Below are 17,201 nucleotides of genomic sequence, written 5' to 3'. Positions count from 1 at the left end.
AGTCTCAGCAGATCGTGGCCGGTACGCCCTACGGTTCCCGGTACTTTTCGCCCGCCCGAACGGCGACCGTCAGCTTGTTTTCCGCCGGTGGGAGGGGGCAGGCATACTCGTGGTTGTAGGCGCAGTAGGGGTTGTAGGCTTCGTTGAAATCGATGACCAGCCGATTGTCCTGTGCATCATCCACTTCCAGGTCGATGTAGCGGCCCCCGCCGTAGGTCTCCCGGCCGTTGGTGGCGTCCTTGAACAGGATGGAGAGCGTCTTGTCGTGTTTCAGGACCAGCAGGCGGCAGGCCTGGCCGTCGAGGCTGAAAACCGCGTGCGCAAATTTTTCATACACCTCTTCACTGCCGTCGGTCAACGGTACGACCAGTTTCTGAGTCTTGTCGGCAAACGGTTCCAGGCGGGCCGTCACCCGCCAGGCGGGGTCGGGGTTAAAGTAAATCAGGTCTTTGACGGCGGCCTTGTCGGGAAAGGGGGATTCGCTGCCGGTTCGGAAAAACTCGTCCTTCTTTTTGCGTTTTTCGGCCATCTGCCGGCGGTAACTTTCCGGGTCGACCGTCTCGGGAACGGCGGTATTGCCGGAATCGAAAAAGGAGAAGTAGATGATCGCCAGAGCAACCATGAACAGCCCGACCATAAAAAAGCGGTTACGAAACATAGCGGTATAATGAAAAAATACTCAGTAAATCATCCCGGAAGTCTTGCTTTAAGGAAAAGGAGAATATGGTTTTGTACAGTTTTTTATCCACTTGATTCTAAGGTCCCTTTCGTGTCCAGCCGGTCTGAGCCACGATTTTGGTCCGGATGTAAAAATTTTCAGGCGGATAAATTTTACAAAATTTATCCGTATTTTTCCACCCTATTCCCTTACCTACGGCACTTACATGGCTCGACTTCTTGAACTAAGTACTTTCGGTTCAGATACCGGCAATCTGACGGTATTTGAAAAGATACTGCCCGGTCCTATCAAACGAGTTTTCTTCATCTATGAAGCCGAAAACTCCCTTAGGGCGGGCCATCGGCATTATAAGGCCGCTCACGCGCTGGTCTGCCTGAACGGCAGTTGCCGGGTGTACATCAACGACGGAAACACCGAACAATATTACGTCCTGGACAATCCCCGGAAGTGCCTGATCGTAGAACCGAAAGACTGGCACACCATGGATCAATTTACAAAAGGAGCAATATTGCTTGTTCTTTCCAACGAATATTACGACAAAGCCGATTATATCTACGAGAAATACGAAACGGTAGCGGTATGACGGCGGCAGACAAAGCTGCGGCCATTGCCTTCCTGGACCTGCACCGGGTCAATGAGCCTCATCTGGAGCGCATCCACCGGGCGGTCGGGCGAGTGGTTCAGTCGGGATGGTATATTCTTGGAAAGGAACTCCGGTCGTTCGAGGAACGGTTTGCCGCCTACTGCGGAACCCGCCATTGCCTCGGCGTGGCCAATGGCCTCGATGCCCTCACGCTCATTCTCAGGGCCTGGGAGTTTCCGGCCGGAAGTGAGATCATCGTTCCGGCCAACACCTACATCGCGTCCATCCTGGCCATTTCCAACGCCGGCCTGAAACCGGTGCTGGTCGAGCCGGACCTGCGGACGTACCTCATCGACCCGGCCCGCATCCGGACGGCGGTGACGGACCGGACCCGGGCCATCCTGTGCGTTCACCTGTACGGAAAATGCTGCGATGCGGAGGCCATCGGTGCCGTTGCCGCCGAATGCGGCCTGAAGGTGATCGAGGATGCGGCCCAGGCCCATGGCGCATCATTCAAAGGGCGCAGGGCCGGAAATCTGGGCGATGCGGCCGGTTTCAGCTTTTATCCGAGCAAAAACCTGGGCGCTTTGGGGGACGGCGGTGCCGTAACGACCAGCGACCCCGAACTGGCCCGCCGGATCGAATACCTCCGCAATTACGGTTCGGGCCGCAAGTACGTCAACGACTATATCGGAGTGAACAGCCGCCTGGATGAGATGCAGGCGGCCATCCTCGCCGAAAAACTTCCCTTCGTCGATGCCGAGAACGACCGCCGGAGGCAGCTGGCCCGCCGGTATCTGAATGAAATCACCCACCCGGACCTGAGCCTCCCGCCCGCCGACACGCTCGAATCGGACGCCTGGCATCTCTTCGTGGTTCGTCATGCGGATCGCGAACGGCTCATGGATTACCTGAGTGAGAAGGGGATTCAGACGGCCGTTCATTATCCGGTGCCGGCCCACCACCAGAAGGCGTATGCCGACTGGCGTGATCTTTCCCTGCCGGTGACGGAACGCATCCACCGGGAAGTGTTCAGCCTCCCCCTGAATACCGCCCTCCGCGACGGGGAGGTCGACCGGATCATCGACGCTCTGAATGCTTTTCCGACCACTTAAGTCCCTACGGCCTTGCTTTCCATCGTCATTCCGGTATACAACAGCGAAAACACCCTGGCCTCGCTGGTGGACCGTCTCCAGACCGCCCTGGCAGCGATTCCCTTCGAGGTGATTCTGGTTAACGACGGCAGCCGGGATCGCTCCGAGGCCGTCGGTCTGAGGCTGGCGGAGCAGTACGGCAATGTAACCTTCGTCTCGCTCCGGAAAAATTTCGGCGAATTCAACGCCGTGCTGTGCGGGCTGAACTACGTCCGGGGAAAATACGCGGTGATCATCGACGACGACTTCCAGAACCCGCCCGAAGAAATCCGGAAGCTGGTCCGGACGGCGGAAGCAGGACGGTATGAAGTGGTTTACAGCTACTATCGGAACAAACGGCATCACTGGTTCCGGAACCTCGGCAGCCGCCTGACCAACGCCCTGGCAACCCGGCTGCTCGGCAAACCGAAGGGTCTTTATCTCTCCAGCTTCAAGCTGATCCGGCGGGATGTGGTCGGGGAAATCATCCGATACCGGGGGCCGTACCCCTACATCGACGGGCTGATTTTCCGGGTTACGCGGAATGTCGGGGCCGTGGAGGTATCGCACCAGCCCCGGGCGGAGGGAACGTCCAACTACACGCTCTCCAAACTCCTGTCCCTGTTCATCAACGTGCTGGTCGGCTATTCGCCCCTGCCGCTGCGGGTGTTCACGGCGGCCGGTTTCGGACTGCTGGCGCTGGGGCTGGGGTCCGGGCTGGCGCTGGCGCTGGCCGGGTTCGCCGGGTGGTGGGCGGTTTCGGTTGGGCAACTGCTGGCCTGCCTGCTTCTGCTCTGCACGGGCTTCCTGGGCAGCTTTCTCGGCATCATGAGTGAATACCTCGGCAAACTGTTTCTGACCCAGAGCGGGCTGCCGCCCTATGTCGTTAAAAAAGAAGTGCTCAGCCGGCAGGCCGAACCGTTGACCGATGATTGGACTCAGTGAAGAATACGAAAAGATGTTCCTGCTGGAGCAACGGCTGTGGTGGTACCGGATTCTGCATGGGAAAGTACTCGCCGAACTTCGCCGTCGGTTCGGCCACCGCACCGACATCCGCATTCTGGATGCCGGCTGCGGAGCAGGCGGGATGCTCGTTTTTCTTCAGGAGCACGGGTACACCGACCTGACGGGGGTCGACGGGTCGGAAGATGCCGTGCGGCTGGCCCGCCGTCGGGGCCTGAACGTTCCGCTGATCGATCTGAACCGGCTGGACGATTTTCAGCCGGGGGTGCAGTTCGACGCCGTGATCTGTAACGACGTGTTCTGTTATTTTCATGACCCGAACCTTCAGCACCTGCTGGCGGCCTTGGGTCGCCGGATCGGCCCGTCGGGCATAATTATTTCCAACAACAACGCTTTCGACCTTTTTCGCGGCTCCCACGACCGGGCGGTGGGCGTCCTCCGGCGGTTTGTCCGGGCGGATTTCGAACGGTGGGCCCCGGCGGCCGGCCTTCGTCTCGAATCGTCGACCTACTGGAGCCTCGTCCTTTCGCCCCTGATTCTGGCCGCCCGCTGGTGGCAGAAGGTGCAGTTGCGGGTGGGGCTGCAATCCCCGGAAAAACCGGCTTCCGATGTGTATTTTCCGGGAAGTTTTATCAACGAAACGCTCTATCGGCTGGTTCGGCTGGAAGAAAAGCTGCTGCCCCGAACGCCTTTCGGCAGTTCGTTGTTTATCGTCTTTGAACGCTGACCAGCAACCCCAGTTATGTTTACCGGAATTATCGAAGCCACCGGCCAGGTCGTCGACCGCATCCCCGAGGGCACCAACGTGACGTTTCGCCTGCAATCCCGCATGGCCCCCGAACTGAAAGTCGACCAGAGCCTGAGCCACAACGGCGTGTGCCTGACGGTAACGGAGGTGGCGGGTGAAACGTATACCGTAACCGCCGTTGATGAGACGCTGAAAAAAACCAACCTCCACCAACTGAAAATCGGGGATGTCGTCAATCTGGAGCGGTGTATGCCCGCCAACGGCCGCTTCGACGGCCACATTGTGCAGGGCCACGTGGACCAGACCGGCCTCGTGACCGGCATCGCCGACCGGAACGGAAGCTGGCTGTTCGACTTTCAGTATGACCCCGGTTTAAATAATATTACGGTGGAGAAAGGCTCCATTTGTATCAATGGCGTCAGTTTGACCGTTTTTAACTCCGAAGCCGACTCGTTCCGGGTCACCATCATTCCCTATACCTACGAACATACCACGTTTCGGAACCTCCGGACAGGCGACCTCGTCAATCTGGAATTCGACGTGGTCGGGAAATACATAAAAAAAATGGTGGCGCTGTATCGGTAAGCCGTCTTCAATCCGCTAATTTTGCAGATTCATAAAGAGCCAACTTCTTGATTTCATGGCAAAAATAGGCACGCGCAGCACGACTGACCTGCTCATTCATATTGGTATCATCATCAGTTTGATCGCCGTTCTTTTTCTGGCCTTTTTCTTCCTCTGGCTTCCTTTCACCACCAATCACGGCAAAACTATAACGGTTCCGGATCTGAGCCGGATGACGACCGCCGAACTGGCGGATTTTCTGGACGACCACGACCTGCGGTTTGAGGTGAGCGACTGCACCTATGTAGCCGGGGCCGAGCCGCTCACCGTGCAGTCCCAGTATCCGAAACCGGGGATCAAGGTAAAGGAAGGACGTAAAATTTACATTTCCATTACCACCCCGAACCCGCCCATGATCTCGATGCCCAAGCTGGTCGACCAGACCTACGTCAGCGCCAATTATGCCCTGACGAGCAACGGCCTGCGGCTGGGTAAGCTCAAGTACGTTCCGGATCTGGCGCAGGGAACGGTGCTGAAACAAATTTACAACGGCCAGGAAATCCTGCCCGGAACGCCCATCGCCAAGGGGTCGATGATCGACCTGATCGTCGGCGACGGGCTGGGCAATACTACGTTCGCCGTTCCGAACGTTGTAGGAATGCCGCTCGACGAAGCCAAGATTTACCTCAAGGGAGCCAACCTGCAGGTGGGTACCATTCTGCCGGTGGAGGACCCCGAGAAGGAGGTCGGCACGGTAGTGCGGCAGAACCCGGCGGCCAAACCGGGCGCCACCATCCGGGTAGGCGACATTGTCGACCTCTGGATCGTCGGGCCGGTTGAAAACGATGATTCCCAATAAGTAAGAATGAAGCAACCTCTAACAGGCAGTGCAGGCAGCTGGTTTTCGAAAACCGGATACCGGTTTCCGGCGGGTGGCATACAGTCCCTTCTTCGCATTTCCGGCCTGCTGACTCTCTTTCTGAGCCTGTGGTTTTCTGCTTCCGCCCAGACCGGCCGGCCGCTGACCCTTCCCTTTTTCGACGATTTTTCGACCGTGACCAGCCGGCCCGACCCGACCCTGTGGCAGGCCGGCGGCAACGTGTACATCAACAATACCCTGCCGATCAATCACCCCTCGGTCAATGTGGCGACCTTCGACGGCCTGAAAGCCACCGGGGCGCCCTATGATTTTACGAACTCCAACGCCGTCGGCCCGACCGACACCCTGACGTCACTGCCCATCGACCTGTCGGGCTACACGGCCGCCGACGCCGTCTTCCTCAGTTTCTACTGGGAACGGAAAGGGCTGGGCGAACTGCCCGACGAGTCGGACACGCTCCGGCTTCAGTTTCTGAACAACACCGGCGTCTGGAAAACCGTCTGGAAGGAAATGGGCGCCGAAACGAACAATAACTTCGTGCAGACGTTCGTCGCCGTCGACCGGGCCGAGTTCATGCATGCCGGATTCCGGTTCCGGTTCGAAGCCTTCGGGCGGCTTTCCGGGCCGTTCGACAGCTGGCACCTCGACTACATCTACCTGAACCGCGGCCGTTCGGCCGGAGACCGGTTCGTCAAGGACATCGCCACCCGCCAGGCGGTGACGCCCTACCTGAAACGGTATACGGCCATGCCCCTGAAGCAGTATCTGGCCAACCCGGCCGCCGAAACCGCCGACAGCGTCCGGACGGACATCGTCAACCTGTTCAATAACTTCAACTTTACTACCTTCCGGTTTCTGGTCCGCGATGAGGTGTCGGGCCGGCAGGTGCAGGATTATCAGCAGACGCTTTCGGAAAATATCGGTTCGCTCAGTTCGCAGGTCCGCAGGGTCAAACCGCAACCGTTACCGGCCGACTTTTCGGGGAAGCGGACCGTGCTGCGGTATACATTCGACGTGCTGACTACCGACGACCAGAACCCGAGCATTCCGGGCGTCAATCTGCGCCGGAACGACAGTATTTCCGGTGTAACGGTGCTGGACGATTATTTTGCCTATGACGACGGAACCGCCGAAACCGCCCTCAACGTGAACCAGCGCCAGGGACGGGCGGGAATGCGGTTTATCCTGAACGTGCCGGATGTCGTGTCCGGGGCGCGGATCAACTTCGTGCAGATCAGCAACGATCTGACGGGGCGGCCGTTCGTTCTGAGCGTCTACGGCAGCAATCGCGGCCGGCCGGGGAACCTTTTGTACCAGCAGTCTTTTGTATTGAAGTATCCGCAGACCCGAAACGGCTTCGTCGATTTCAAATTCGATTACGGGGTGGCGGTGAAGGATACGTTTTACATCGGCTGGACGCAGCTGAGCGAGGAGAGTCTGCTGGCGGTCGGCTTCGATAAGAACAGCCCCTTCGGCAATCAGGTCTTCGTCAACCTCGGCACCTCCTGGGAGCCGGGCGGGGTTACCGGGGCGCCGATGTTCCGGCCCATCATCGGCGGCCTGAATACGGCACCGATCACCGGCATCGAAGAAGAACCGGCGGCCCTGAGTGCCCTGCGGGTGTTTCCGAATCCGAACCCCGGCGTCCTGACGTGGGACCACCCGGCCCTCCGCCGGGTGGAAGTGCTGGACCTGAACGGACGACCGCTGCTGAACGTTCAGCCCACGGAAGGGCAGCGGCAACTGGACGTCGGCTCGCTGGGCAACGGTTTTTACCTGGTCCGGCTTTCGGACGGCAAACGCACCGTTACGCAGAAGTTAATCATCAGTAAATAAACGGGCCGGGCTGGACCGCGCCCTCATTCTTTCGGAACCATGGATATTACCGTTCAAGAGTTAAAGGAGCGCCTGGACAAGGGCGAGCAGGTGAACCTGATCGACGTTCGTGAAGTATATGAGTATGAGGAAGATAACTTGGGCGGTGAGCTCATCCCGCTGGGCGAGCTTCCCTACCGCATCGACGAACTGGAAGACCGCAAAGAGGAAGAACTCATAATTCAGTGCCGTTCCGGAGCCCGCAGCGCCCGGGCCCAGATGTTTTTGGAGCAGAACGGCTTCTCCAACGTCCGGAATCTGACCGGCGGCCTCCTGGCCTATCGGGAGAATGAACGCAAGAAGTGAATCGATCAATAAGGGGACTGGTTGCACCAGTCCCCTTATTGATCCTTTAAATACGTCAACACTCCCTCCAAATCATCTCCTCCGAACCATCGGTAATCGCCCTGGTTCCGGAACCAGGTGAGCTGGCGTTTGGCGTAGCGACGGGAATTGCGTTTCAGCAGAAATACCATCTCTTCGTAGCCGTAATCGCCGTCCAGAAAGCCGAACACTTCCCGGTAACCGACGGTCTGAAGGGCATTCAGCCGGCGGAAGGGCCGAAGCGAGCGGACTTCGTCGACGAGGCCCCGTTCCAGCATGGCGTCCATCCGCCGGTCGATGCGGTCGTAGAGGTCTTCCCGCGGGCGGTCGAGGGCAACGAAAACGGCTTGGAAAGGCCGTGGGGCCGTCCCTGACCAGTCGGCTTCCCGTTTTCGGAAAGAAGAAAACGGCCTTCCCGAACTCAGGGTGACTTCCAGCGCCCGGACGACGCGCTGCGAATTCTGGAGGTCGGCCGTTTCGGCATAAACCGGGTCGAGTCGTTTCAGTTCCTCCTGAAGCGGTCCGAGTCCTTCGGTTTCCAGCCGCTGCATCAGGGCCGCCCGCAGTTCCGGCGGGGCCTGGGGAACATCATCCAGACCGAAACATACCGCATTGATATACAGGCCGGTTCCTCCCGACAGGATCACCCGGTCTTTCCGGTGAAACAACCCGTTCAGGACTTCGAGGGCTTCCCGCTCGTATTGGCCGGCGCTGACGGGTTCGGTGATGGGGTGCGAGTCGATGAAGTGATGCCGGACGCCCTGCATCTCCTCCGGCGTGGGCTTGGCCGTTCCGATGTTCAGTTCCCGGTAGAGCTGGCGCGAGTCCGCCGAGACGACCTCGGTATCCAGGGCCTGGGCCAGCCGGACGCAGAGGCCGGTTTTTCCGACGGCGGTCGGCCCGGCGACGACAACTAAAGTCTTTGGCATGAGTTAATGGAAAGAGAGCGGGATGCCTGAAAATTAAATGTTGCAAAACTCCGTACCTTTCGCCAACTATCCAAGGCCTTATGGAATCATCGAATACGTTGCTGGTGCTGGTTACGCTTATCCTGGGGGCGGTCGGGGGAGTGGCTTTTTCGTCGTGGTGGCGGGGTAGAAAAGAAGCCTCCACCACCGACGTCCGGCAGGATTCGGTCCTCCTGCTGGAACGGATCGAAAAGGTGTTCAAGGTGGTGATGGCCGAAGGATACTTTTCCGAAATTCTGAGCTACCAGGACGATAAGAAGATTCTGTATTTCATAAACGATCCCAAAAAAGCGTTAATCATTGCGAAGGCCAAGGTGCTGGTCGGGTTCGATTTTACCAAGGTGCGGTTTCGTCGGCCGGAGCCGGGCCGGAAGCGGCTCGTCGTCGAGTTCTTCCCCGAACCGGAGGTGCTGTCCATCGATACCGACTATAAGTTTTACGACCTTGACCCCGGTTTGCTGAATTATTTCCGCAGCGAGGATTACACCCGGCTGCTCGACGAGGCCAAGCAGACCATGCTGGAACGGGCCATGCAGAGCGACCTGCCCCGTATTGCCAGCAATCAGATTCAGTACATGATGTTTCAGCTGGCCGATTCGATGGGGTGGAAGTTCGAACTGCCGGCATCGGAACAGGAAAAACTGAGCGAGATCAACCGGCGCTACGATCACCTGAACGCCGACCCGAAAGCCCTGCCGGGAGACGCCCTGGAAAAAGAATAACCTATGAGAACACACCTACTTCGATTCGTCTTTTTATCCTTCTTTCTGCCGGTGGCCGCCTTACAGGCCCAGACCCTGCACCCCGGCGCCGACGCCTGCCGGCACACCCGCCTGAACTATTTCGGCCGGCTGGCCGCCCATCCGGCCGCCCGAATCAAATACCCGGGCGATGCCGGCATCGACGTCACTTATTACAAGCTCGACCTGAACATTACCTACACGCCGAACTTCCTGCGCGGGGCCGTTACGGTGGGGCTGAAGAGTGCCGCGGATAACCTCACCCGGTTTTTCCTGGACCTGTCCGACGCCATGCAGGTCGATTCGGTGCTTGCCGGAGGGCGGAAGCTGACCTTCTCCCGGCAGCCGGACCAGCTGCTGATCGAGACGCCCCAGCCGCTTGCCAAAGGGCAGGGGCTGGCCGTGACGGTCTACTACAAGGGCATCCCCGGGTCCACCGGGCTCGGCAGCTTCGCCTTCGCCACCCACGGTTCGCAGAACCAGCCGGTGATCTGGAGTCTGAGCGAACCCTACGGCGCCCGCGACTGGTTTCCGTGCAAGGACTCCCCGGCCGACAAAGCCGACTCGTCCGATGTCTGGATCACGGCACCCCGAACCTTCGTTTCGGTATCCAACGGGCGGCTCGAACGGGTTCTCGACAACCCCGACAGCACCACACGCACCTACCACTGGCGAAACCGCTACCCCATCGCCAACTACCTGATTTCGGTCGCCATGAGCAACTACGCCCTCTATGAGCAGGTATACAAACCCGCCCAGGGCGATTCGATGCCGGTGACGCATTACATTTATCCGGAGGCCCTGACCGAAAATGTCCGGCGGACCCTCGGCCAGACGACCAATATGCTGACCTTTTTCTCGGACTATTTCGGGCCGTACCCGTTCCTGAAGGAGAAATACGGTCACGCGCAGTTCGGCTGGGGAGGGGGCATGGAACACCAGACGATCAGTTCTATGGGCGGGTTCAATACCGGCATTATCGCCCACGAACTGGCCCACCAGTGGTTCGGCGACAAGATCACCTGCCGGACCTGGGAACACATCTGGCTGAACGAGGGCTTCGCTTCCTACGCCGAAGCGCTGTATCAGGAAGCGATCGGCGGCACACCGGCTTACCGGGCCTATATGGCTGCCGAAATGACGGACGCCCGGCGGGCCAAAGGGTCCCTGTATGTACGGGACCTGACCGATGTCGACAACATTTTCGATTCCTATCGGACGTATTCCAAGGGGTCGGTGGTGGTGCATATGCTCCGCTGGGTCGTCGGCGATCAGAAATTCAGGGAGATTCTCCGGACCTACATGGCGTCGCCCCTGGCCTACGGAACCGCCACGACCGAAGACTTTGCGGCCATTGCCTCGACGGTCTACGGCCAGTCGCTGGACTACTTCTTCAAGGAGTGGATTTACGGCGAAAACTACCCGACTTACCGGGCCACCTGGAGCAGTTCGCCCGCTGCGGGTTCCGCCCCATACCGGGTGCAGGTCACGATCAGCCAGACCACCGGTACTGCCAACCCGGCTTTTTTTACCATGCCGCTGCCGATTCAGGTGAAAACCGATGCGGGCGACACGCTTCTGACGGTCTTCAACGACCGCCAGAGCCAGACCTTCGAGCTGGCGGTGAAAGGCCGGCCCACCGAACTGGTCATCGACCCGGAGAACCGGATTCTGAAACAGGTGCAGGACGTAACCCAGGTCGTTACCGGCCTGAATGATCCCGTTGCGGTTACGGCGCTGACGGTAACGCCCAACCCCGTCAGCGACCGGCTGACGCTCCGGATCGATGCGGCCCAACCCTTTTCGGGACGGCTGAGCCTGCTGAATCCGGCCGGACAGGAAGTAGCTTCCCTACCCGAGCAGTCTTTTACTACCGGACGCCATACCGTATCCTGGACCGTGGGACAACTGGCGGCCGGGCGGTATCTGGTTTCGCTCAGCACCGGTGACCGGCGGTTGACCAAAGCGGTCATCCTCACGAAGTAATTCGCGCAGCACAATGTCAGATAGTTCGATTCAAAAAAACGTGATGAAAAATCTCCTTCTTTCGGCGGCATTTCTCTTTTGTATGTCCATTTCCGGCGCGTTTGCGCAGGACGGTCCGGACAGGCTCGGCATCGCCGGTCATAATCATCTGGCTCTCCAGGTGAAGGACATTCAGGTCAGTGCGAAGTTTTACCGCGAAATCATGGGGCTGACGCCGATTCCGGTACCCGACAACCTGAAGGCCATTCGGGCCTGGTTCAACGTGGGCAACGGGCAGCAGATTCACCTGCTTGCGGGCCGCACCACGCCCATCGTCCACGACAAGGACGGCAGCCATTTCGCTCTGTTCGTGGATGACATTGTCAAATCGGAACAGTTTCTCAAGGCGCATAACATCCAGTTCCACAAGCAGGTACGGTTCGACGGCATCACCCAGATCTACTTCCCCGATCCGGACGGCTACCTGTTCGAGCTGAACGAAAAGAAGAAGTGAGTCATTCTCCCCGCGGCACGACCATCACCACTTCTTCCTTCTCGACGACCACCTGCCCTTCGGCGAGCCCTTTGGGTTTGCGGACGAATTTTTTGGGGGTGACGATGACCGGGCAGAGGGTGTCCGTCCGGCGTTTGGAATACCAGGCGGCCAGTTCGGCGGCCCGTTCGATGACCGGTTTCGGAAATTTCTTCCCGGCCTGGTATTTAATGATCACGTGCGAACCCGCCACGTCACGGGCGTGCAGCCAGAGGTCGTCCTTGTAAGCGTACTGTTGGGTGAGCAGGTCGTTGTTCTTGGCGTTCCGGCCCACCAGGATCACGAAACCTTCGTGGGTGACCTGTTTGAAGAGAGGGGCGCTGTCGCTCTGCGCGACTTTTTCGTCTTTGACGGGATGCGCTTTCAGGTATTTACGCAATTCGCGCAGCGACTCGATGGCCCGGATTTCTTCCGTCTGTTTGCTCAACTGCTCCAGTTCGCGTTCGCGGGCGTCGAGCTGTTCCTGAAGAATGGTGGTTTCGATCTTCTCGTTTTTGGCCTTGCGGTAATACCCCTCGGCGTTCTTCTGCGGACTCAGGTCGGTCTTAAGTTTGATCCGGATCGGTTTGTTCCGGTAAAAATCTTCCAGTTCGACGGACTCGGCCCGCTCGGGAATCCGGTGCAGGTTCGCCATCAGGATGTTGGCGATCTCCTCGTTTCTGACTTCCGTATCGAAATCGATCAGGCGCTGAAGATTGGTTTCGATGTAGGCCCGGGTCCGTTTCAGTCGCTTCTCCAGCAGCCGCAGCGCATCGCCTTTTTCGCGGTCGAGGGTGTTCTGCCCCATGAACGCCGAGAAAAACCGGTTGGAGGCTTCCAGCGGCTCGGTAAACTCCTGGCGGACCTCGCCCACCGGAATCAGGGCCAGGGTCGGTTTATGCTGGAACGTGGTCAGATAATACCGGGGCTCATCGAGCAGGCGGAGCGTGTCCTGAATAATTTCCCACTTCCGCATACCGTCGGGTTCCTCCGCTCCGAAAGCATCCGTAAACCGCCCGTCGAGCCAGGCGTTGACCTCCTTCCCGAAGGTCGGAAAGAGCCGCCGGTGGTCGAAACTGCTGCGTTCGAACGCTTCCCGGGATTGATCGAGGGGCCGGTCGAGACCGGAAAGCCGGAGGTTATTGTCGCCGACCAGTTTGTTGTTGAATACGTCCGTCACCTCGTCCTCCGAAAAGACCAGCAGATTCGGGCGGTTGCCGAAGAACTTGAAAACCACCGTAAAGCCGCCTTCGAGGGTGATGCCGAGGCAGCGTTCGTTCAGAAAAGACCGCGCTCCGGTCACCTCCCGGTCGTAGAGTTCCTCGAACAGGTCGACGCTGTTGGTACGGGCGCGCTGGACGGTCTCGGGAAAAAACAGTCCCGAGAAATCGGGCCGCAGGGTAGCTTTGATGTAAAAAGGGCGGTAAAAATTGATCTTTCCCTTTGCCTGGGCGAATACCAGTACCAGTTCGTCGCGGTCCTGACTGAAACACTCCATCAGTTTCAGTCCCATCAGGTTCGGTGCCAGCGCGGGGGCCAGCCGACGAAGAAAATAGTAGTTGGTATGCATAGACTGCAAAAGTACTTATCGGAACATTTTTCCACCTACCCGGTTAAATTCTTATCGTCAAAATATCTCAACGTCATGGCAAACAATAAAACCTTTGATCAGCCCGGCTCAAACGACAAGCAGCCGAATTCGGACCGCCGACGGAACGTGGAAGCCCGCGACACCTCGGGTGAACAGCCCAACATGGAGCGTCAACGGTCCAACCAGAACAAGACCAAGGAGGGCCCGGACGAGGACCACACCCAAAAAACCAAAGCCGAACTCGAACACGAACGGGGAGGCCACGGCCACAGCGGCCACAGCAGTTCACGCAGTGGAAGCGAAAGCGGGAATTGAGTTGGAGAGTTTGAGAATTGAGGGGTTGGGGAGTTGAGTTGTTGAAGAGTTTGGGAGTGGGGGAGTTGCGGGAATTAGAAGTTTAGGAAGTATCTTGAACTGGTAAAACCAACGCCCGACCCCCAAACGCCCCAACCCCTTAACTCCTAAACCCCTTGTCTCCCGATGTCCGATCTCCGAACCGTCCGGCAGGAACTTAGTCAGGAACTGAAAGATATTCTGGCCTACTGGCAGAAATACGGCCCCGATCCCGTCGGCGGGGGGTATTACGGACAGGTCGACTATAAAAACTTCCCCAAAACCGACGCGCCCAAAGGCATCGTCCTGAACAGCCGCATTGTCTGGACGTTTGCGGCTGCCGCCCGGCATACGCAGCACGACGAATACCTCACCTACGCCGAACGCGCCTATAAGTACATCGACCGGTTTTTTCGGGATAAACAAAACGGCGGTGTCTACTGGCTGGTCGATTACAAGGGCGAACCCCTGCAGCCGGTCAAACACCTATACGGCCAGTCGTTTGCGATCTACGGCCTCAGCGAGTATTACCGCGCCACGAAACACGAACCGGCCCTGGCGTTCGCCCGGGAGATTTACGACCGCATGGTCCGGCACGCCTGGGATTCGGCCAAAGGCGGTTTTATCGACGCCCGCGCCCGCGACTGGTCGCCCACCGACGATTTCGTCATGAGCAACCGGGCGAACGGGGAGACCAAAACCATGAACACCCATCTCCACATCCTGGAGGCTTTTACAAATTTATACAGGGCCTGGCCGGACCCGGGGCTGAACCGGCAGATCCGGGGGCTGATCGACGTCTTCCTGAATCATATCATCGACCCGAAAACCTACCGGATGCATCTTTTTCTGGACGACAACTGGAAGATTCGGCGCACGGCCGTTTCCTACGGGCACGACATCGAGGCTTCCTGGCTGCTGGCCGAAGCCGCCGAGGTGCTGCACGATGAGGCCTTGCTGAAAAAGGTGAAGAACGTCTGCATCCGGATGGCCCGGGCAGCCGCCACCGGCGTGGAGAGCGACGGCGGGATGAACTACGAATACGACCCGAAAACGGGGCACGTCAACCGCGAGCGTTCCTGGTGGGTCATGTCCGAAGCGATGGTCGGGTTTATGAACGCCTACCAGCTGACGAAGGAAAAGCAGTTTCTGGATAAGTCGCTGAAAAGCTGGGAGTTCATCAGGAAATATATGCTGGATACGAAAAACGGCGAGTGGTTCAGCGGCATCGACGAAAAGCACAACGTGCTGGGCAGCGTCAAGATCAGCATGTGGAAGTGCCCGTACCACAACGGCCGGGCCTGCATCGAAATGGTGGATCGGCTTACAACGTGATTTTCAGCCCGTCGTAGCCCAGCCGGATCGAGGGCGGCAGTTCCTTTTCGACTTCGCGGTGCAGGCCGAGTTTGTGGCTGATATGCACCAGATAGGTACGTTCGGCCCTGAAGCGTTCGGCAACGGCAATGGCTTCGCGGAGCGTGAAGTGGGAGAGGTGCGGTTCCCGCTGGAGGGCGTCCAGCACCAGAATGCGCGTCCCTGCGATCTTTTCCACCTCCGATTCAGGAATGAAGTTGAGGTCGGTGAGGTACGTGAAGTCGTGGATGCGGAAGCCGTAGACGGGCAGCCGGTGATGCAGCACGTCGATGGGAGTGAAGCGAACGCCTTCGACGTCGAACGGCTCGCCCGAAATTTCATGAAGCCGCAGGCGCGGAATGCCGGGGTATCTCTTTTCGGCGAAGATGTAGGCGAACTCCGTCTGAAGCTGGTTCAGAACCCGGTGTCGGGCATAGACCGGAATGTCGATACCCTGCCGGAAATTATAGGCGCGCACCTCATCCAGGCCGGCGGTATGGTCTTTATGCTCGTGGGTAAAGACCACGGCGTCGAGATGTCGGATGCCTTCCCGCAGCACCTGCTGCCGGAAATCCGGTCCGGTGTCGATGACGATGCTTTTGCCGCCGACCTGCAGGTGGACGGAGGTACGCAGACGCTTGTCCCGAAAATCTACCGAGCGACAGACTTCACACTCACAGCCGATCAGGGGTACACCGGACGAGGTTCCGGTTCCGAGCAGGGTAACAATCACCCGATCATTATTTGTCGGTAAGCTGATTGACCACTTCCACCAGCCGGTCGAAGTTCAGGGGCTTGACCAGGACGTCGTTGAAGCCGGCGGTTTTGAATTCTTCCTCCGTGTAATTTTTTGCGTTACCCGTGATGGCCACTACCGGAATACCGGCTTTCTCCTTGTCGGGAAGGGCCCGGACCCGGCGCACGCACTCCATTCCGTCCATGACCGGCATGTTGATGTCCAGCAGGATGATGCTGAAGTTTTCTTTCTCCAGAATCTGAAGCACCTGCTCGCCGTTTTTTACGGAGGTAATCTCATAGTTCTGGAATTCAAGGATTTTGCGGGCAAGGTTCTGGATGACGGAACTGTCTTCGGCAATCAGTACGCGTTTGGCTGACATAAAGTCGGATCGTCTTTAAGTGAATGGCCCCTCCTCCTCTGGAAGCTTTGGGCAGGTGAAATTAACGACTATTCCTAAAACACAAAAAAAATGTTCGTTACCCGGAACGATCAAATCGGCGGCAGAACGTCGTTTAGCGGTTTTATTTAATTTATTCTTTTTTAATTCAAGATTTTAACATAGCGTTCATATAAAATCCGGTTTCTTTTGTATATATTTACCTTCCCTTTGCTGAAGCAGTTGATTCGTTCGCTTCCATGGCTATCCTAAGGTACTGACAATCAGAGCACCTGTCCCTCTCCTGTCTCCTCCTTCCGACGTAGCTGCCCCGTGCGTGTGTTTTTGATTGATTTCCTTGAAGTGGATGGCGGATCGCCCGTCGTTCAGGCAGATTTTTCCCTTCATAGCCATGAAACTAACCGGACCGGATTGCACCTTCGAACTTGATATTCTGGACTATGAGTACAGCGATTCGCCGTACTTCATGGATCGTAACTGGCTGCTGATCAGCCTGCGAACCAGTTACCGGAATCGGAGATTCACCACGACGGCCCCCCTGCTGTCGACCTGGGAAATCGAGCTGCTGGTCAAATGGATGAAGTCCCTGACCACCCCGAAGCAGTTGTCACCCCGCCTTTCGTTTGTCGAGCCTTGCCTCGGCTTCAGTAACATTTCGGCCGATTCCGGGAAATACCGCTTTTCCATCAAACTGGACCGGGAAGCCACGCCCGACTGGTATTCCGACAGTACACAGCCGTTTTCCCTGCCGGTTCAACCCAGCGCCGAGGAACTTCAGCGCGCCATCATCGACCTTGAAAGCCAGCTGACCATCTTCCCCGTACGGGAATAAAT

General features: G+C 57.9%; 19 protein-coding genes. 14 read left to right on the top strand and 5 right to left on the bottom strand.

All coding sequences use genetic code 11. The features are described 5' to 3' along the window. Positions 1–28: 28 nt before the first annotated feature. Positions 29–658, bottom strand: a complete 630-nt coding sequence (locus tag DX909_RS09345) for a DUF1684 domain-containing protein (protein WP_128544868.1) — start codon at positions 656–658, stop codon at positions 29–31. Between the two features lie 226 nt (positions 659–884). On the opposite strand from DX909_RS09345, the gene DX909_RS09340 reads away from it, so the two are divergent. The 8 genes from DX909_RS09340 to DX909_RS09305 are packed head-to-tail and all read left to right on the top strand — an operon-like array spanning position 885 to position 7,731. After that, a complete protein-coding gene (locus DX909_RS09340; protein WP_128544867.1) occupies positions 885–1,262 on the top strand; it encodes a sugar 3,4-ketoisomerase in 378 nt (125 codons plus the stop codon). Next, positions 1,259–2,377 carry a DegT/DnrJ/EryC1/StrS family aminotransferase gene (locus DX909_RS09335; RefSeq protein WP_128544866.1) on the top strand — a complete coding sequence of 373 codons (1,119 nt, stop codon included), beginning with the start codon at positions 1,259–1,261 and terminating at the stop codon, positions 2,375–2,377. Before DX909_RS09340 ends, DX909_RS09335 begins: the two co-directional genes overlap by 4 nt. A 12-nt stretch (positions 2,378–2,389) precedes the next feature. Beyond that, entirely contained in the window at positions 2,390–3,340 is a 951-nt protein-coding gene (locus DX909_RS09330; RefSeq protein WP_128544865.1) for a glycosyltransferase family 2 protein, read from the top strand. Continuing rightward, on the top strand, positions 3,324–4,085 hold the full coding sequence (locus DX909_RS09325; protein WP_128544864.1) for a class I SAM-dependent DNA methyltransferase: 762 nt from the start codon (positions 3,324–3,326) through the stop codon (positions 4,083–4,085). The genes DX909_RS09330 and DX909_RS09325 overlap by 17 nt, the downstream gene beginning before the upstream one ends. A gap of 15 nt (positions 4,086–4,100) precedes the next feature. Continuing rightward, on the top strand, positions 4,101–4,691 hold the full coding sequence (locus tag DX909_RS09320) for a riboflavin synthase (RefSeq protein WP_128544863.1): 591 nt from the start codon (positions 4,101–4,103) through the stop codon (positions 4,689–4,691). A 55-nt stretch (positions 4,692–4,746) separates the two neighbouring features. Further along, complete coding sequence (locus DX909_RS09315) at positions 4,747–5,529, top strand: PASTA domain-containing protein (RefSeq protein WP_128544862.1); 783 nt, start codon at positions 4,747–4,749, stop codon at positions 5,527–5,529. Positions 5,530–5,535: 6 nt separating this feature from the next. Beyond that, the gene (locus DX909_RS09310; RefSeq protein ID WP_128544861.1) at positions 5,536–7,386 is read left to right on the top strand and encodes a T9SS type A sorting domain-containing protein; all 1,851 of its coding nucleotides are present in this window, start codon (positions 5,536–5,538) and stop codon (positions 7,384–7,386) included. Between the two features lie 39 nt (positions 7,387–7,425). Further along, positions 7,426–7,731 carry a rhodanese-like domain-containing protein gene (locus tag DX909_RS09305; protein ID WP_128544860.1) on the top strand — a complete coding sequence of 102 codons (306 nt, stop codon included), beginning with the start codon at positions 7,426–7,428 and terminating at the stop codon, positions 7,729–7,731. A gap of 35 nt (positions 7,732–7,766) precedes the next feature. Here DX909_RS09305 and miaA read toward each other — a convergent pair whose 3' ends face one another. Then, positions 7,767–8,678 (bottom strand): tRNA (adenosine(37)-N6)-dimethylallyltransferase MiaA, encoded by a 912-nt coding sequence (gene miaA, locus DX909_RS09300; protein ID WP_128544859.1) that lies wholly within the window; start codon positions 8,676–8,678, stop codon positions 7,767–7,769. Positions 8,679–8,758: 80 nt separating this feature from the next. On the opposite strand from miaA, the gene DX909_RS09295 reads away from it, so the two are divergent. From DX909_RS09295 to DX909_RS09285, 3 genes are read left to right on the top strand one after another with little or no spacing between them, the layout of a single operon-like run. Further along, positions 8,759–9,439: a DUF4230 domain-containing protein gene (locus DX909_RS09295; RefSeq protein WP_128544858.1), complete on the top strand. Its 681-nt coding sequence runs from the start codon at positions 8,759–8,761 to the stop codon at positions 9,437–9,439. 3 nt (positions 9,440–9,442) lie between these two features. After that, a complete protein-coding gene (locus DX909_RS09290; RefSeq protein WP_128544857.1) occupies positions 9,443–11,443 on the top strand; it encodes a M1 family metallopeptidase in 2,001 nt (666 codons plus the stop codon). Positions 11,444–11,486: 43 nt separating this feature from the next. Continuing rightward, positions 11,487–11,936 carry a VOC family protein gene (locus tag DX909_RS09285; RefSeq protein WP_229310996.1) on the top strand — a complete coding sequence of 150 codons (450 nt, stop codon included), beginning with the start codon at positions 11,487–11,489 and terminating at the stop codon, positions 11,934–11,936. A gap of 1 nt (position 11,937) precedes the next feature. Here the strand turns inward: DX909_RS09285 and DX909_RS09280 are convergent, their stop codons facing one another. Continuing rightward, complete coding sequence (locus DX909_RS09280) at positions 11,938–13,524, bottom strand: NFACT RNA binding domain-containing protein (RefSeq protein WP_128544856.1); 1,587 nt, start codon at positions 13,522–13,524, stop codon at positions 11,938–11,940. A gap of 75 nt (positions 13,525–13,599) precedes the next feature. Here DX909_RS09280 and DX909_RS09275 point away from each other — a divergent pair, with 75 nt between their 5' ends. Together DX909_RS09275 and DX909_RS09270 are read left to right on the top strand one after the other, a co-directional pair. Continuing rightward, a complete protein-coding gene (locus DX909_RS09275; RefSeq protein WP_128544855.1) occupies positions 13,600–13,860 on the top strand; it encodes a hypothetical protein in 261 nt (86 codons plus the stop codon). A 165-nt stretch (positions 13,861–14,025) separates the two neighbouring features. Further along, on the top strand, positions 14,026–15,213 hold the full coding sequence (locus DX909_RS09270) for an AGE family epimerase/isomerase (protein WP_128544854.1): 1,188 nt from the start codon (positions 14,026–14,028) through the stop codon (positions 15,211–15,213). On the opposite strand, the gene DX909_RS09265 is transcribed toward DX909_RS09270, so the two are convergent. Beyond that, positions 15,203–15,964 carry an MBL fold metallo-hydrolase gene (locus DX909_RS09265; RefSeq protein WP_128544853.1) on the bottom strand — a complete coding sequence of 254 codons (762 nt, stop codon included), beginning with the start codon at positions 15,962–15,964 and terminating at the stop codon, positions 15,203–15,205. The two genes, DX909_RS09270 and DX909_RS09265, sit on opposite strands and share 11 nt — an antisense overlap. Positions 15,965–15,971: 7 nt before the next feature. Next, positions 15,972–16,349 (bottom strand): response regulator, encoded by a 378-nt coding sequence (locus tag DX909_RS09260; RefSeq protein ID WP_128544852.1) that lies wholly within the window; start codon positions 16,347–16,349, stop codon positions 15,972–15,974. Positions 16,350–16,758: 409 nt separating this feature from the next. Between DX909_RS09260 and DX909_RS09255 the strand changes: the two genes are divergently transcribed. Beyond that, positions 16,759–17,199: a WapI family immunity protein gene (locus DX909_RS09255; protein WP_128544851.1), complete on the top strand. Its 441-nt coding sequence runs from the start codon at positions 16,759–16,761 to the stop codon at positions 17,197–17,199. The last annotated feature ends 2 nt before the right edge of the window (positions 17,200–17,201 follow it).

Origin of the sequence: Larkinella soli (assembly GCF_003703975.1) — a bacterium.
Classification (GTDB): domain Bacteria; phylum Bacteroidota; class Bacteroidia; order Cytophagales; family Spirosomataceae; genus Larkinella; species Larkinella soli.
The sequence above is the reverse complement of the archived record's forward strand: the minus strand, read 5'-3'. Positions and strand labels throughout refer to the sequence as shown.

What these genes read in the sequence shown, in the direction of transcription:
- DX909_RS09295 (WP_128544858.1), top strand. Translation starts at nt 8,759, where the DNA reads ATGGAATCATCGAATACGTTGCTGGTGCTGGTTACGCTTATCCTGGGG.
- DX909_RS09280 (WP_128544856.1), bottom strand. Translation starts at nt 13,524, where the DNA reads ATGCATACCAACTACTATTTTCTTCGTCGGCTGGCCCCCGCGCTGGCA.
- DX909_RS09255 (WP_128544851.1), top strand. Translation starts at nt 16,759, where the DNA reads ATGAAACTAACCGGACCGGATTGCACCTTCGAACTTGATATTCTGGAC.
- DX909_RS09315 (WP_128544862.1), top strand. Translation starts at nt 4,747, where the DNA reads ATGGCAAAAATAGGCACGCGCAGCACGACTGACCTGCTCATTCATATT.
- miaA (WP_128544859.1), bottom strand. Translation starts at nt 8,678, where the DNA reads ATGCCAAAGACTTTAGTTGTCGTCGCCGGGCCGACCGCCGTCGGAAAA.
- DX909_RS09270 (WP_128544854.1), top strand. Translation starts at nt 14,026, where the DNA reads ATGTCCGATCTCCGAACCGTCCGGCAGGAACTTAGTCAGGAACTGAAA.
- DX909_RS09275 (WP_128544855.1), top strand. Translation starts at nt 13,600, where the DNA reads ATGGCAAACAATAAAACCTTTGATCAGCCCGGCTCAAACGACAAGCAG.
- DX909_RS09290 (WP_128544857.1), top strand. Translation starts at nt 9,443, where the DNA reads ATGAGAACACACCTACTTCGATTCGTCTTTTTATCCTTCTTTCTGCCG.
- DX909_RS09305 (WP_128544860.1), top strand. Translation starts at nt 7,426, where the DNA reads ATGGATATTACCGTTCAAGAGTTAAAGGAGCGCCTGGACAAGGGCGAG.
- DX909_RS09340 (WP_128544867.1), top strand. Translation starts at nt 885, where the DNA reads ATGGCTCGACTTCTTGAACTAAGTACTTTCGGTTCAGATACCGGCAAT.
- DX909_RS09335 (WP_128544866.1), top strand. Translation starts at nt 1,259, where the DNA reads ATGACGGCGGCAGACAAAGCTGCGGCCATTGCCTTCCTGGACCTGCAC.
- DX909_RS09260 (WP_128544852.1), bottom strand. Translation starts at nt 16,349, where the DNA reads ATGTCAGCCAAACGCGTACTGATTGCCGAAGACAGTTCCGTCATCCAG.
- DX909_RS09285 (WP_229310996.1), top strand. Translation starts at nt 11,487, where the DNA reads ATGAAAAATCTCCTTCTTTCGGCGGCATTTCTCTTTTGTATGTCCATT.
- DX909_RS09325 (WP_128544864.1), top strand. Translation starts at nt 3,324, where the DNA reads ATGATTGGACTCAGTGAAGAATACGAAAAGATGTTCCTGCTGGAGCAA.
- DX909_RS09310 (WP_128544861.1), top strand. Translation starts at nt 5,536, where the DNA reads ATGAAGCAACCTCTAACAGGCAGTGCAGGCAGCTGGTTTTCGAAAACC.
- DX909_RS09320 (WP_128544863.1), top strand. Translation starts at nt 4,101, where the DNA reads ATGTTTACCGGAATTATCGAAGCCACCGGCCAGGTCGTCGACCGCATC.
- DX909_RS09345 (WP_128544868.1), bottom strand. Translation starts at nt 658, where the DNA reads ATGTTTCGTAACCGCTTTTTTATGGTCGGGCTGTTCATGGTTGCTCTG.